Source organism: Paraburkholderia aromaticivorans (genome assembly GCF_002278075.1).
Classification (GTDB): domain Bacteria; phylum Pseudomonadota; class Gammaproteobacteria; order Burkholderiales; family Burkholderiaceae; genus Paraburkholderia; species Paraburkholderia aromaticivorans.
Genome location: NZ_CP022990.1, coordinates 239,303 through 252,808, shown reverse-complemented (window position 1 = coordinate 252,808; position 13,506 = coordinate 239,303). Strand labels below are relative to the sequence as shown.

Here is a 13,506-nt window from a genome sequence, read left to right as displayed (position 1 = left end):
GTACTCGCTGGATCAGTTTTAATGCTCGGGGCGCAGAGCCCGCTGCGCGGACAGGCGGGATCGCCGCAAAAATCGCGCTATCGCTCGACGAGACGACGGGGCAGCCCTATTGCGCGTAGCGGAGCGCGCCACCGTGGCGCAAGACCGGCGCGACGACGCGCGAAGTGGCGGGGATAAGCGTTTTTACAGCATGCTGCGTGGCCGTTGCATCGTGCCGTCGAAGAAACGCTGCAAACGGAACGCCGACAGATCGAGCGACGCCTTGCCGCCGTCGTTCAATTCCGCGAGCAGTTTGCCGACGATCGGTCCCATCGCGAAACCATGGCCGCAAAAACCGGTGGCGATCGTCAGGCCGCTAACCTGCGGCGGCGCGTCGATGACCGGGATGCCGTCGGGCAGCACGTCGATCAGACCGGCCCACGATTCGACCACCTGCGCGTCTTTCAATGCGGGGAACAAGGCGCGCAGTTTTTTCAACGCACGCGGCGCGTGGCTCACGTTCGGCTGCGGATGCGGGTCGCGCGGATGCAGCACCCTTTCGTATTCCGGCACGCCGCCCGGCAGACGCTCGCGCAGGTCGCGCAGACACGCGCCGTTCAGATGGAAGCTGAACTTCTCGCGCTGCGCCCACAACTCCGGCAAGAACCATTTGAGCGCGCGGAAATGGCCGAGCGTCATGTCGACGTCGACCTGCATGTCGTCGGCCAGATTGATGGCGCCGTTCTCGCGTTGCCGCACGCCGAGACCGTGGCCCCAGAACGTCGACGCGGTGATGCGCGGCAACGGGTTGGTACGCATGCAGGTGCCGCGCACGGCCTGTTGCGGCAGTTCGAGCCCGAGCGTTTTGAGCAGACGCCAGCTGCTGGCGCCGGCCGCGCAGATGAAGCGCGAAGTTCGCAGCGTGCCGCGCTCGGTGACCACGCCGGCAATCGCACCGCCCGCGCGCTCGACGCCGATCACGCCGCAGCCTTCGAAAAACAGCGCGCCGGCTTCGGCCGCCCGCGCCGCGAAGGCGGCCGCGGCGCGGCGCGGCTCCGCCTGACCGTCGCTCGGGGTATAGAGGCCGCCGAGCGCCGGGCCGTGCATGCCGGTCACGATCGTGTCGATCTGCCTGCGATCGAGCGTGCGGGTATCGAGCCCGTGCTGACGCGCGACGTCCATCCATTGCTGGAACGAGCTCCAGTCTTCTTCGCGGGTGGCCACGTACAGACACCCGCCCTGACGCCATTCGAGGTCGAAATTCAGCTCGCTTTCGAGTGTTTTCCATAGTGGGATGCCCGCCATCATCAGCGGCACCTCGGCGGCTTCACGGCCCTGCTGGCGCACGAATCCCCACGCCCGCGACGACTGCTGCCCGGCAATCCGCGATTTGTCGAGCACCACCACCGAAAGGCCGCGGCGCGCCAGATAGTAGGCGGCCGCGCATCCCATGATGCCGGCGCCGGCGATCACCACGTCGGCATGTTTCGGGAACGCCTGGTCGGCGGGCGTAAAGTTCGCGTGCAAGGGGTAAGTCGTGGTCATCGGACGGGCGGGTTTTAAGTGTGGGCGTAATCTTCGCAGGCGGACCGCTTGTTCGCAATGGCGCGATGCCAGGGCGCGCGACGCAAACGCCGGCCCGCGCAACCAGTACGGAACGGCACCAAAACGCCCGAACACGCCGTTATGCGTGACACGGATATCGGCATTTTATTCGTCAGGCAGATATTGGCAAAATATGCGTCACGCGAATATTTGACAAATATTCGTGTGACGCATAAAGTGCGCTTATTCGTATCGCGGATAATTTGCCATGCTCCACCTTATCGCCACGCCGGACCAGATGGGCCAATTGCTCGCCGCCAGCCGGCGGCAAGCCGGACTCACGCAGGCCGAGGCCGCCGCGCGGATCGGCGTCAGCCAGAGCCGCATTTCGGCGCTGGAAACCGAGGCCGCCGCGCTCACCCTCGCCCAGTTGCTGGCCTTGTGCGGCATTTACGGCCTGCAATTGCAAATACGCGACAAGAGCCAGGCGCTGCCCGGACCCGCGCCTTCGGTCGAGTGGTGAGCATGGGCCGGCAAACTCACTCACGCGCGCTGTCGGTGTGGGCCAACGGCGAGCGCGTCGGCGTCTGGCGCCTTCCCGCTCGCGGCCCCATGGAGTTCGCCTACGACCCGGCGTGGGTCGCCTCGCCCGCGGGTCGGCCACTGTCCCTGTCGCTGCCGTTCACGCCGGGTAATCCGGCGCACAAAGGCCCGCGCGTCCTCAATTATTTCGACAATCTGCTGCCCGACAGCGAGGCGATCAGAAAGCGCATCGCCCAACGCTACCAGACCGAGACGCTCGATGCGTTCGACTTGCTGCAAGCCATCGGCCGCGACTGCGTGGGTGCCGTGCAGCTACTCGCCGAAGACGACGCGCCGCAAGGCGTCGAACGGATCGAGGGCACGCCGCTCACGGACGCCGACATCGAAGCGATGCTGGTGCGCACGGTCAGCATCCCCGCGTTCGGCGCGCCCGACGAGGCGGACGATTTCCGCATCTCGCTCGCCGGCGCGCAGGAAAAAACCGCGCTGCTGTGGCACGACGGCAAGTGGCAGAGGCCGCATGGCGCCACACCCACCACGCACATCTTCAAGCTGCCGCTCGGCCTCGTCGGCAACAAGCTCGCCGACCTCAGCACCTCGGTCGAAAACGAGTGGCTCTGTCTGCGGATTCTGCACGCCTTCGGCCTGCCGGTCGCCAACACGGAGATCGTGACGTTCGGCAAACAACGGGTGTTGAGCGTCGAGCGCTTCGACCGGCAGTTGCATTCGAGCGGGCAATGGCTATTGCGCCTGCCGCAGGAAGACTTCTGCCAGGTGTACGGCGTGCCGTCGCATCGAAAATATGAAAACGAAGGCGGCCCGGGCGTGCTCGATCTGGCGCGGATTCTTCAGCAGTCGGTCGCGGCCCGGCAGGACATCGAAACACTGCTGGCGAGCCAGGTCCTGTTCTGGATGCTGGCGGCGCCGGACGGTCACGCCAAGAACTTCAGCATTCGCCTGCTGCCCGGCGGCCACTACCGCCTCACGCCGCTTTACGACGTCATGTCGATCTGGCCGGTGGAAGGCAGCGGCCCGAACCAGTGGTCGTGGTTCAAGGCGAGGCTCGCCATGGGCATGTGGTCGCGCAGCAAACACGACGCGTTTCGCGACGTGCAGCGGCGCCACTTCAACACGATGGCGCTCAAGTGTTCGTACGGCGCAAACGCGGAACCGCTGATCCAGCGGCTGATCGAACAGACCCCCGGTGTCATCGAGCGGGTCTCGGCGGAATTGCCCGAGCGCTTTCCGGCCAAGATCGCCGAACGGATTTTCAAAGGCCTGACGAGCTCGGCGGCAAAGCTCGCCACCATGCCCGCGGGCTAGGCATGGCGCTCGGTTCGCCCCGCTCAACCTATTTCTCTACCGATGCGGCACGGTTTAATCGGTAAAATACCTTCAATGCTCAATGCATAAAAAATCGCCAAACCGGTCTGTTTCGACTCTCGCACTCATGGACTCGGCGGCGCTTAACAAAACGACAGACTGCGATACTTTTACGGTACATTTGCTGTCCCCCGCGTAGCCGCGACCATGCGCATTGAATGCGCATGGTCGAACTGCGCCTGTCGTATCGCGTTCCCCAGCACCCTTTAAGACGGCGGATTCTCACGCAGCATGGCCAACGAAACACACTCACCTGACTCCATCGCAGTCGCCGAGCGCGTGCGCGAGTTGATGAGCCGGCATGGAATCGGCAAACGCCAGCAGACCACGGAACTGTGCCGCATTCTCGACCTGAGTTTTTCACAGGGACACCGCAAACTGCGCGGCAACAGCCCGTGGACCCTGTCGCAGATCAAGAAGGTCGCCGAGGTGTTCGGCGAACCCGCCGCCCAGCTGTTCGGCGCGCAATCGCTCGATCCGGGCATGGTCGGCGCGATTGCCCAGGAAGCCATATTCAGCATCGGCGCAATCGAACTGGCCTGCACGGCGTGGATCGGCGCCGCGCTCGAGCCGGGCAGCCGCCCGGAATTCGTCGCGTACGCGAGGCTCGGGCAATGGCGCGTGGCGCGTCACGACGGCACGCTTTACCAAAGCGCGTACGAGGTTCACAAGATCGAGATTTATCCGCGCCGCGCCGAAACCGACAAGCCGACCATCGCCGTGGTCGACGACGATCAGGCGAGCGCCGACAACCTGCGCGACTATCTGGAGCGCAGCGGCTTCGCGGCGGTGGCGATCTATGGCCTGGCGGCCTTTGCCGAACAGCTGCAAACCCAGGTGTTCGACGGTATCGTGATCGACTGGCTGTTCGGCTCGCAGACTTCGGCGGCCGCGATTCGCGCGGTGCGCGCGTCGGAAAATCCGGATGCGCCGATCTTCGTGCTGACCGGGGAACTGCTGACCGGCAAAGCCAGTGAATCGGAGATCAGCCAGGTGATCCGCAATTACGATGTCGCTTGCTATGAAAAGCCCGCGCGCATGGCGATTCTGGTGGCGGATCTGTCGAAGCGGCTGAACCGGCCATAAGCCGCCATAAGCCGCCATAAGCGGCCTACAGCGCCCCTCAGCGGCTCTCGGCGGCCTGAACGCGCCCCGGACCCGCGAGCCGCGAGCCGCGAGCCGCGAGCCGCGAGCCGCGCCCGCAAACACCGGGAAAGTGGGCGCGGGTCGATGCCCACGTCGGCCCGGCCGCCCACGCCGCGCGTCACACTGTGTGCCGCGAAGCCAAAGCCCGCTGCAACGCGTTGCGGAGTTCCTCGTAATGCACCGGCTTCAATAACGCCTCGAAGAACGGACGCGAGCCGGCGTCTCCCGCCATCTCCTCGTCGGGCGCATACGCGCTGACCACGATCACCGGCACGCCCGCGGACGGCCCGCCGCGCGCCGCGAAGTCGGCGAGAAACGCATAGCCGTCGCGCCCGGGCATATGCAGATCGAGCAACACCACGTCGCAGCGGCGCGCGTCGAGCCAGGCGAGCGCATCGTCGGCATTGGCGACGGCGTGCGCATCGAAATCCATGTGGGCGACCATTTCACTGAGCGACTCGCGAATCAGGCGGTTGTCGTCGACGATCAGCACGCATGGACGCGCGCCCCCAGGCGCGGCGCGCGCCGCCACGTCCGGCGGCTGCGCGGCGGTGACCGGCGTGACCGGAATGGTCACGGTGAAGGTCGTGCCCTCGCCCACCTTGCTCGTCACCTCGACGGTGCCACCGAACAGTTTGACCAGCCCCTGCACGATCGTCAGCCCCATCCCCGCGCCTTCGAAGCGGCGCGTGCGCGACGCGTCCAGTTGAGTGAACTCCTGGAAAATGAGCGGAATCTGCGCATGCGGCACGCCCGGCCCCGTATCGCTGACGATGAACATCAGCAACGCCGGCCGCTGCCGCAACTGCACGCGCACGGTGCCGGTCTCGGTGTAACGGATCGCGTTAGTGACGAGGTTGTTGACGATCTGACGGATACGGTGCGGATCCGAATCGACCACGCCGCCCATGCCGCTCGCCTCGCTTTCGAGTCGCAAACCTCGCGCGGCGGCCGACATCGCGTGTTCGTCGACGATCGACGCCAGCAACTCGCGTGGCTCGAAATGCTCGTGACGCAGTTCGAGCTTGCCGGCGCCGAGGCGCGCGTAGTCGGTCAGGTCTTTCATCTGCGCTTCCAGATGGCGCCCCGCGGTTTCCAGACGCTGGATCACCTTGCGGTCGGCCTCGGAGTGATAGTTAAAGCCCAGCAATTCGATCGACGACACGATCGCATGCAACGGCGTGCGCAGTTCGTGACTGATCATGCCGAGAAACGCGTCTTTGGCGTGACTGGCCTCGCGCGCCGCGCGGCTCGCCTGGTGCTCGGCTTCGAGCGCCGCGTGCTGCTGACGCATCAGGCGCGCGCGGCGCCGCCCGTTCAACACCAGCAACAGCGTCGCCGCCGCCGACAGCAATAGCAGCACCAAACCGCCGGCGAACAGCATACGGCGCTTGTCGATGAAATCGCGGTTCATCGCTTCGCGGTCGGCGACGTCGGCGAAGCGCCGGCTCAGCGCGAGATCGTTGACCTCGTTCCAATGTTCGCGCAGTTGCGCGACGATCCGGCTGGCCTGGCTGCGGTCCTTCGGCAGCGCGTCGACTTCAGGTTCGATGCCGCCCAGCAACTGGTCGAGCGAATGGATTTCGTCGAGTTGTCTTTGCAGCAGCGAGAGCTGCGTGGTCAACCGGCGCGTCGAGCCCGCCATCACGTGCAGTTTCGATTGCAGCAACTGGTAACGCAGCATCAGCCGCTGATAGTCGTCGTCGACGCCCGACTGATACAGCAGCAACTGATTCTCGAAGCGCGCGTAGGCGATCTGCAACTGCGCGGCGTCCCAGTAGAAGCCGTCGTAAGAGCCGGTCAACTGCTCGGTGGCGCGCGGGTTGAGCAGATTCGCGTACAACAGGTAGCCGATCGCGCCGGCCGGCGCCGCGAGCGCGGTCAGCCAGATCAGCACGTAGAGGACACGGCGCCACGGACGGCGCGTTATTTGACGATGAGGGCCTTGATCTGCCATACGAATTTCGAATCGCCCGAGGCGCCCGTGAGTTCGCCGGGGAACGCATCGCGCGGGTAGATAAGGAACAGCGGCCCGAAATCGCTGATCTTCAGACGCCGGCCGTTCATGCTGTACGCGACGATCACGCCATAGCGATCACAGTCCGACACCGGAATGGTATAGGTGTAGTCGTCGAGCGTATGGATTTCGACCTGGCTGCCATACGCACCGACTGTCTTCAGGATATCCGCCAGCAGCGGCCCTGTGAAGGTGGAACGCGGCGTCCAGGTGGTCGTGGTCGTGATCGCGTGGACCGGCAGCGCGAGCAGTTGAGCCTCGGTGAAGCGGTACGTCTGGCGCGACGCATCGGTCGTCCTGGCGATCTTGCCGCGCACCTCGAGCGATAAAGGCGCAGGCTCCGATTGAGCCTGCGCGCCCCACGCGGCCAGCGCGAGGACGAGAGCGAGGCCCGCGGCCCAGATTGCACGTTTGCTGCCATTCACCCCTGCGCTCGACTTGGTCATCTGCTCTTTTTTTCCGTTTTCTATTTTCCTGCGGACTGGCGTAACAGTCCCCGGTCCGATCTGTTGCCGCGCCCGCTGCCCGCTGACTCCGACGCGCGATCTTTGAACCGCATGCATAATATCGCCAAAATTCCTTGTCTCAAAAACGAGGAAGAGCGGCCGCGCAAGCGCCGCACGCTGCTTGCGCACCAGCAACACTCGCCCCACACGCGCCACGCGCCGCCCCTACGAGTCATGACCAAGCCGGTTTTGCCCCTGACGTACGAGCAACTCGATCACTGGATCGAATCGCTGCAACCAGCCTTGCTGGCCGAGCGCTTCACGCTGGCGATCGGCATTCTGCGTGGCGGCGCGCCGCTCGCGCTGATGGTGTCGCATGCCGTCGGCACACCGGTCGCCTTCCTGCGCTACGACCGCCAGACGCGCACGGTCGCCTGGGATTCGACGCTGCCGATCCCGCCCGCCGGCTCGGTCGTGCTGCTGTGCGAGGACATCGCGGGGCGCGGTTTTACGCTGACCGATTGCATCGCGTTTCTTCAACAGCAAGGCCTCGTGGTCAGGACGCTGACTGGCGCCGTGGACGATCTGAGCCGCATGCAACCCGACTACGCGATCGATGCGCGCGGCTACTTCGCGTTGTTCCCGTGGGAGCGCCAGGCCTACACCGAGCGTTACCGCGACGACTGGGCGCGCGTCGAAGCCGGCGAGTCGCCCGCGATGGCGGACGATCACGAATACGCCACCTACGCCATCGACCTCGACGGCATTTTGCTGCCCGACGTGCCGCTCGCGCGCTATGACGAAGACCTCGCCGCCGCGCTCGCCGAACGCGATGCCCTGTTGCCCTTCGACGTGCTGCCCGGCATCGACCTGCAGCGGGTTCGGACGATCATCACCGGCCGGCCGGAGATGGACCGCGCGCGTACCGAAACGTGGCTCGCGCGGCACGGCTTCGGCCATCTGCAATTGCTGATGCGCACGCCCGACACGCACGATGAAAGTCCCGCCGGCAGCGCTGCTCACAAGGCCACGGCCGCATTGCGCGGCGGTGTCACGCATTTCATCGAGAGCGATCCGGTGCAGGCGCTGCTGATCGCTCAGCAGGCGCCGCTGTTGCGCGTGATCTGGTGGGATGCGCATACGCAAACCGGCATGCTGGTGGGCGCGCGCGCGTGGGTTTGAGCAGGGTCGAGCGCTCGGAGTGACCGACTGGCGCAAGCGGGCTGAACGGCCTTAAACGGCCCCTAAGCTTCCCGCCCGTCTTTCACTTCCCTCGTCTCCTTCGCGCCGCGCAAATGCAGATGCCGCGCGGCGCGTTGCGACGCAACGACGATCAGCTTCATCGTCGCGCGCGTGGCGCCGACGAACAGCTTGCGCGCGATGCGCTCGTCGAAAGTCTCGAAGTCGACCTCGGTGAAAATCACACACGGCGCCGCCTGTCCCTTGAAGCGGTAAATCGACTCGAACAGCACCTCCCCTTCGCGGTACTCCGGGTTGCCGAACAGATCGTACTTGCCCGTGAAACTGCGCAGCCGATGCGGGCCGAGGTGATCCAGCGCGGTCATCGCCGAGCCTTCGCGGCCGCGAAACGACAGCACCACGATGTCCTGCTTGCGAAAACCGAGCGAGAGCGCCTGCGTGATCGCGCGCTTGGTGACCTCGATGCTGGCTTCGGCCGCATGCGCCTCGTCGTACACGGACAGCGAGATATCGGAGCCGTCGAACGGGCTGCCCGACGCGAGCGCCGCGGCGACCGGCACCGAGGCGCCGACCACTTCGCGCACATAGTCGAGAATGTCACGCGGGCTGCGATAGTTCGTGGTTTCTTTCAGCGTGGTCCAACCGGGCAACGCGACCGGTTCACGCATATACAGATTCTGCAGCGGATCTTCGAGCCACCACCATGCGGCCTCTGGCCGCAATAGCCGCTCGAGCGCGGCGACCCACGGTTGCTGGAAGTCCTGCCCTTCGTCGACGATCAGCACGTCGAATTGCCAGCGCGGACCGATCGGCGTGTCGGCGAAAATCGTTTCGAGTTGATCGAACGCCGCGAGGGATGTCCCATTGGCCGACACGCCGCCCGCCTGAAAGTCCGGTTCGCGGCCCGCATCGCGCGCGATCCAGTCGCAGAGCTGGTGATAGTTCGCCACCTTCGCTTCGGGCGGCGCGACCCGCGCGATGTGATCCGCCAGCGGCCGGTTGAAACACACGTAGAGCGGCCGCTGGCCGCGTGCCACCGCGTCCTTCATGACCTGCACCGCGAGTTGCGTCTTGCCGGAGCCGGCGGTGCCGATCACGCGCAACCGGAACGGCGAGAATTCGAGCCGCCTCGCCCACGTTGCGAGACCGCCGGCGAGGCGCGTGACGAGCGTGCCCGCCTGCCCGAGCAGCGCGCTGGCGTCGGGCGTGAGCGCCAGTTCGTCGGCGAAGAAGTGGTGAATTTTCGGCGCGCTGGCAACGCGCGGCTCATCGGCCGGCAAGGCTTCGCGGATGACCGCCGCGAGCCGGTCCTTGCGCGTCGCGTCGACGATCCGGGCGGGATTCACGCCGGCAATCGCCGCGTCCTTGACGATATGGTCCGGGCAATACAGCAGTTCCTCGATGAAATAGGTGCCCGCGCCGAAGGCCGCCGTGAAGCGCCGGTGCAAACTTTCGACGGTGTGCGCGAGCGCGATCGCCACATTGCGCTCGGTCTGCAGATAGACCTTGACGAGCCCCTTCGGCGTTTCACGCAGGAAGCCGGTTTTCTGTTCGACGATCATCACGCGCCCGGCCGGGCTGACGATCACGAAGTCGGCTTCGCCGAACACCGAGAAGTTCTGGTTCAGACGCGTCCAGTGCACGCCGTGATACACGGTGTAGCCATCGGGAAGCGCTTCTTCCAGCAACGCCAGCGTTTCGCGCTCGCGGGCCGCCGCGCCGGTGGCGGCGAGGCTCTTCCAGTCGTCGGGAACAATGCGGGCCATGCGTGCCTCGTCGTATTCGGGTGCGCTCATTGTACGCAACGCCCGCGCGTTGCCGAATGCCGGTCGGGCGCCGAGTTCGCAGGCGCGGCCCGCCCTGTGCGAGCCGGCCGCCTGCCGCCCGGCGACGCGCAAGATCACCCGCATCGTGTATCGTTACTGGCTGAACGCCGCGCGACGGGCGCGGCTTGCCAACTGCCAAGAAAAGGATTTACCGGATGATTACGATCTGGGGACGCGCCAATTCGGTCAACGTCCAGAAAGTGTTGTGGTGCTGCGATGAACTGGTGCTGCCGTACGAGCGTATCGACGCCGGTCTGCAATTCGGCCGCAACACCGAACCCGCCTATCTCGCGATGAACCCGACCGGCAAGATTCCGACGCTGGTCGACGACGACTTCGTGTTGTGGGAATCGAACTCGATTTTGCGCTACCTGGTGCTGCAATACGGCGAAGCCAGCCTGCTGTATCCATCTGAGCCGAAGGCGCGCGCCGGCATCGACCGCTGGCTGGACTGGTCGCTGTCCACGCTGCAACCCGCCGAGCGTCCGGTGTTCTGGGCGCTGGTGCGCACGCCCGCCGCCGAGCGCGACACGGCCAAACTGGCCAGCGACTTCAATGCCGTCGCCGTGCTGTGGCGCATGCTGGACACGCATCTGCAAGGGCGCTTTTTCCTCGAGGGCGAGAAGTTCACGCTGGCCGACATCGTGATCGGCGCCTACGCGAAACGCTGGTTCGGCGTGGACGGCGTCGAGCGGCCGCCGCTGCCGAACCTGCAGCGCTGGTATTCGCGTATTGCAACGCGTACGGGGTTCAAGAAGTACGTCGATTTTCCGCTGACCTGAGCCGCCGGCTTGAGTCATCGAGCCGCGCCCGGCCAGCATGGCAGTCACGCGCGTGGCTTGCGCCTTTGCCGCGCCGCGCCGCGCTCGTGCCTGCCAGCGCGCGGCGCGCCGGCACAGCCTGACACGATGGCCCTTATAATCGACGCATGAAGACCGCCAAGCCCGCCGCGACCGCCCACCAAGCCGCCCCCGCCCACGCCGCTCAGTCGCATGGGCCGGGGCACGCGCACGGTGATTCGCAGGAAGCCGCCCTGACACTCGCGGAAGAATATTGCCGCGAACGCGGCGAAAAACTTACGCCGATCCGCCGTAAAGTGCTCGAACTGTTGTTGAATTCCGGGCGCGCCACCAAAGCATATTCGCTGCTCGACGAGATGCGCCAGATTCATCCCGGCTCCGCGCCGCCCACCGTGTATCGGGCACTGGACTTTCTGCTCTCGGCGGGGCTCGTCCATCGGATCGAATCGATCAATGCCTTCACCGTCTGCCACGATCTGACGCAATGTCAGCATGGCATTCTGGTGGTGTGCCAGCAATGCGGCAGCGTCACCGAACTGCATCAGCCGAAGCTGCGCCAGGCGCTGGTCACGCAAATCGAAGACGCGGGCTACCGGCTCGCGAGCGATGAAATCGAGCTCAAGGGATTGTGTTCAGCCTGTCAGGCAGCGGAAGCGGCGGCGTCGGGCCAGCAGCCGGCCACGCCCGTCGCGGCCGTCAAATAACGGCCGCGCGTCAGTCTGGTTCGAAGACCGCACGGGCGCTGCCCGCCGGCAAGCAGCGCGCACGTGAAACTGCAAGCGCCTCGCGGCACGGCGAAAGCATGGCGACTACAACGCGCCACACGTGTTCGCCGACCATCCGCCGACCGGCCGCCTCATTCCGTTCAACCCGCCGCGCGTGCGTCGATCGCGTCGTGCAGCAGCGTCACGAGGTCTTCAGGCAAAGCCGGCTTGGTCATGAAGTGCTGGAAGCCCTCGCCGATACTTCGTAAACGATAAGCGTCGTCGGTATGGCCTGTGAGCGCAACGGCCACCGAAGGCGCGTGGTCGCCGCGAATCTCATGGTCACGCAAGCGCTGGATCAGGTAGAAACCGTCCATGGCGGGCAGGTCGAGGTCGCATACCACAGCGTCGGGCAACAACCGCAGCGCCGCCTCCACGCCCTCTTCCGCATCCGCCGCTGCGACGACATGCGCGCCCTCTGCTTCGAGTAACAAGGTCAGCGATTCCCGGCTGTCCGGGTCGTCTTCTACGAGCACGATCGTGGCCTGATCGAGTCTCAATGCTGCAGTCATTTTCTGTTGTTGCTCTAAAAAACCGGTTAGGCCGTCAGACGTGGCCAACGTTTCACTCTGCTGGTTGCCGCCAATTTGCGCGGCTGCGATGGTGCTGTTCATGGTCCGACTCAATTTCATGCGCCGAGTTGCAAACAGGCCCACGATTGTAAAACATGGCCCGAGTGCCAACGCGTGCGCACGGTAACGCGCCAAAATTGCACGCCGATGAAAAACCGGCCCTCGGCCGTTGCGTCACGGCTAGCCGATGCCGACTCCCGATTCGCCGCGGCGGCTCGTGCAAACCCCATTCGACACGGCCCTTCCCGCCCCGGCGCCTCTTTCCACATTCCTGTTCGTTGCGATGCCGGCGGCGCCAACTCATGCCGCCTGCATTAACGCTCCCCCGATCAGTAGCACGTGACGTGCCTCGCCTGCCTCGCTGTCGTGCGGGCCAGTTCGCATGGTGCGTTGCTGCGCCGTCCGCGGGCGGCGCTATCATCGTGTACGCGAGACCGCATCGGCAGCTCCACCGCTGCCGTTCCGCACGCCGTGCGCCTCGCGCGTCTATCCATGCTGTTCACCGCTCTCAACCCTGAGGCCGCCCGACACCATGTCCGATCTCGACTCCGCCACGCTGGAAGCGCTTCGTCATGTCAGCACCGCGACACTGACCACCCAACTGTTCAAACGCGGCTTGCGCAACACGTTCATGCAAGGCGTCGCGCCGCTCGCCGCGCTCACTGGCGCGAACCTGGTCGGGCCGGCGTTCACCTTGCGCAACATTCCGTCGCGTGAAGACATCGACGTGCTTGAACTCTTTGCCGATCCGGAGTACGCGCAGCGCAAGTGCGTCGAAACGATTCCGGCCGGCCATGTGCTGGTGCAGGATTGCCGCGGCGAGCGCGGCAGCGCGTCGTTCGGTTCGATCCTGACGCAACGCTTGCAGGTTCGCGGCGTGGCGGGCATGGTCTCCGACGGCCCGGTGCGAGACAGCCCGACAATCGCCGCGTTAGGCATTCCGGTGTTCTGCGCGGGCGCGAGCGCGCCGCCCAACCTGATCCGCCATCATGCGGTGGATATCAATGTGCCGATCGGCTGCGGCGGCGTCGCCGTATTTCCGGGCGACGTGATCGTGGGCGATGCGGACGGCGTGGTGGTAATTCCGCTGCAAATGGCCGCTGAGGTCGCGCAAGCCGCTGTCGAACAGGAGCAACTCGAAGCGTTTCTCACCGAGCGGATTCGCGACGGCGCGGCGCTGCCCGGCACTTACCCGCCGAACGATACGACGAAGGCCGCTTACGAGGCGTGGAAGCAGAAACGCAAAGCGTGAAGCCGAATACTTGATGGTGGAAAGCGCGAACCG

General features: G+C 65.3%; 12 protein-coding genes. 7 read left to right on the top strand and 5 right to left on the bottom strand.

The genetic code is table 11. The annotated features are described in order from the left end of the window. Positions 1 to 183: 183 nt before the first annotated feature. Positions 184 to 1,524, bottom strand: coding sequence for an NAD(P)/FAD-dependent oxidoreductase (locus CJU94_RS20920; RefSeq protein WP_095420635.1), 1,341 nt, complete (start codon positions 1,522 to 1,524; stop codon positions 184 to 186). Positions 1,525 to 1,792: 268 nt separating this feature from the next. On the opposite strand from CJU94_RS20920, the gene CJU94_RS20915 reads away from it, so the two are divergent. From CJU94_RS20915 to CJU94_RS20905, 3 genes are all read left to right on the top strand, one after another. After that, positions 1,793 to 2,047, top strand: coding sequence for a helix-turn-helix transcriptional regulator (locus CJU94_RS20915; protein WP_095420634.1), 255 nt, complete (start codon positions 1,793 to 1,795; stop codon positions 2,045 to 2,047). Positions 2,048 to 2,049: 2 nt separating this feature from the next. Next, positions 2,050 to 3,390, top strand: a complete 1,341-nt coding sequence (locus CJU94_RS20910) for a type II toxin-antitoxin system HipA family toxin (RefSeq protein WP_095420633.1) — start codon at positions 2,050 to 2,052, stop codon at positions 3,388 to 3,390. A 291-nt stretch (positions 3,391 to 3,681) separates the two neighbouring features. Next, positions 3,682 to 4,536, top strand: coding sequence for a helix-turn-helix domain-containing protein (locus tag CJU94_RS20905; protein ID WP_095420632.1), 855 nt, complete (start codon positions 3,682 to 3,684; stop codon positions 4,534 to 4,536). A 178-nt stretch (positions 4,537 to 4,714) separates the two neighbouring features. Here the strand turns inward: CJU94_RS20905 and CJU94_RS20900 are convergent, their stop codons facing one another. Then, positions 4,715 to 6,553, bottom strand: coding sequence for an ATP-binding protein (locus tag CJU94_RS20900; protein ID WP_095420631.1), 1,839 nt, complete (start codon positions 6,551 to 6,553; stop codon positions 4,715 to 4,717). Beyond that, positions 6,523 to 7,059 (bottom strand): putative pterin-binding protein, encoded by a 537-nt coding sequence (locus CJU94_RS20895; protein WP_095420630.1) that lies wholly within the window; start codon positions 7,057 to 7,059, stop codon positions 6,523 to 6,525. The genes CJU94_RS20900 and CJU94_RS20895 overlap by 31 nt, the downstream gene beginning before the upstream one ends. Positions 7,060 to 7,293: 234 nt before the next feature. On the opposite strand from CJU94_RS20895, the gene CJU94_RS20890 reads away from it, so the two are divergent. Next, a complete protein-coding gene (locus CJU94_RS20890; RefSeq protein ID WP_095422721.1) occupies positions 7,294 to 8,241 on the top strand; it encodes a phosphoribosyltransferase in 948 nt (315 codons plus the stop codon). A 62-nt stretch (positions 8,242 to 8,303) separates the two neighbouring features. Here CJU94_RS20890 and CJU94_RS20885 read toward each other — a convergent pair whose 3' ends face one another. Next, positions 8,304 to 10,025 (bottom strand): ATP-binding domain-containing protein, encoded by a 1,722-nt coding sequence (locus CJU94_RS20885; protein WP_095422720.1) that lies wholly within the window; start codon positions 10,023 to 10,025, stop codon positions 8,304 to 8,306. 215 nt (positions 10,026 to 10,240) lie between these two features. Here CJU94_RS20885 and CJU94_RS20880 point away from each other — a divergent pair, with 215 nt between their 5' ends. Then, positions 10,241 to 10,867, top strand: coding sequence for a glutathione S-transferase family protein (locus tag CJU94_RS20880; protein WP_095420629.1), 627 nt, complete (start codon positions 10,241 to 10,243; stop codon positions 10,865 to 10,867). A 146-nt stretch (positions 10,868 to 11,013) separates the two neighbouring features. Next, positions 11,014 to 11,589 (top strand): Fur family transcriptional regulator, encoded by a 576-nt coding sequence (locus tag CJU94_RS20875; RefSeq protein ID WP_095420628.1) that lies wholly within the window; start codon positions 11,014 to 11,016, stop codon positions 11,587 to 11,589. 161 nt (positions 11,590 to 11,750) lie between these two features. On the opposite strand, the gene CJU94_RS20870 is transcribed toward CJU94_RS20875, so the two are convergent. Beyond that, positions 11,751 to 12,263, bottom strand: coding sequence for a response regulator (locus CJU94_RS20870; RefSeq protein ID WP_095420627.1), 513 nt, complete (start codon positions 12,261 to 12,263; stop codon positions 11,751 to 11,753). 490 nt (positions 12,264 to 12,753) lie between these two features. Between CJU94_RS20870 and CJU94_RS20865 the strand changes: the two genes are divergently transcribed. After that, positions 12,754 to 13,473 carry a ribonuclease activity regulator RraA gene (locus CJU94_RS20865; RefSeq protein WP_095420626.1) on the top strand — a complete coding sequence of 240 codons (720 nt, stop codon included), beginning with the start codon at positions 12,754 to 12,756 and terminating at the stop codon, positions 13,471 to 13,473. Positions 13,474 to 13,506 lie beyond the last annotated feature (33 nt).

Excerpts from the sequence above, each read along its gene's own strand:
- CJU94_RS20915 (WP_095420634.1), top strand. The coding sequence starts at position 1,793 with ATGCTCCACCTTATCGCCACGCCGGACCAGATGGGCCAATTGCTCGCC.
- CJU94_RS20880 (WP_095420629.1), top strand. The coding sequence starts at position 10,241 with ATGATTACGATCTGGGGACGCGCCAATTCGGTCAACGTCCAGAAAGTG.
- CJU94_RS20920 (WP_095420635.1), bottom strand. The coding sequence starts at position 1,524 with ATGACCACGACTTACCCCTTGCACGCGAACTTTACGCCCGCCGACCAG.
- CJU94_RS20885 (WP_095422720.1), bottom strand. The coding sequence starts at position 10,025 with ATGGCCCGCATTGTTCCCGACGACTGGAAGAGCCTCGCCGCCACCGGC.
- CJU94_RS20865 (WP_095420626.1), top strand. The coding sequence starts at position 12,754 with ATGTCCGATCTCGACTCCGCCACGCTGGAAGCGCTTCGTCATGTCAGC.
- CJU94_RS20895 (WP_095420630.1), bottom strand. The coding sequence starts at position 7,059 with ATGACCAAGTCGAGCGCAGGGGTGAATGGCAGCAAACGTGCAATCTGG.
- CJU94_RS20870 (WP_095420627.1), bottom strand. The coding sequence starts at position 12,263 with ATGAACAGCACCATCGCAGCCGCGCAAATTGGCGGCAACCAGCAGAGT.
- CJU94_RS20900 (WP_095420631.1), bottom strand. The coding sequence starts at position 6,553 with ATGGCAGATCAAGGCCCTCATCGTCAAATAACGCGCCGTCCGTGGCGC.
- CJU94_RS20910 (WP_095420633.1), top strand. The coding sequence starts at position 2,050 with ATGGGCCGGCAAACTCACTCACGCGCGCTGTCGGTGTGGGCCAACGGC.
- CJU94_RS20890 (WP_095422721.1), top strand. The coding sequence starts at position 7,294 with ATGACCAAGCCGGTTTTGCCCCTGACGTACGAGCAACTCGATCACTGG.
- CJU94_RS20875 (WP_095420628.1), top strand. The coding sequence starts at position 11,014 with ATGAAGACCGCCAAGCCCGCCGCGACCGCCCACCAAGCCGCCCCCGCC.
- CJU94_RS20905 (WP_095420632.1), top strand. The coding sequence starts at position 3,682 with ATGGCCAACGAAACACACTCACCTGACTCCATCGCAGTCGCCGAGCGC.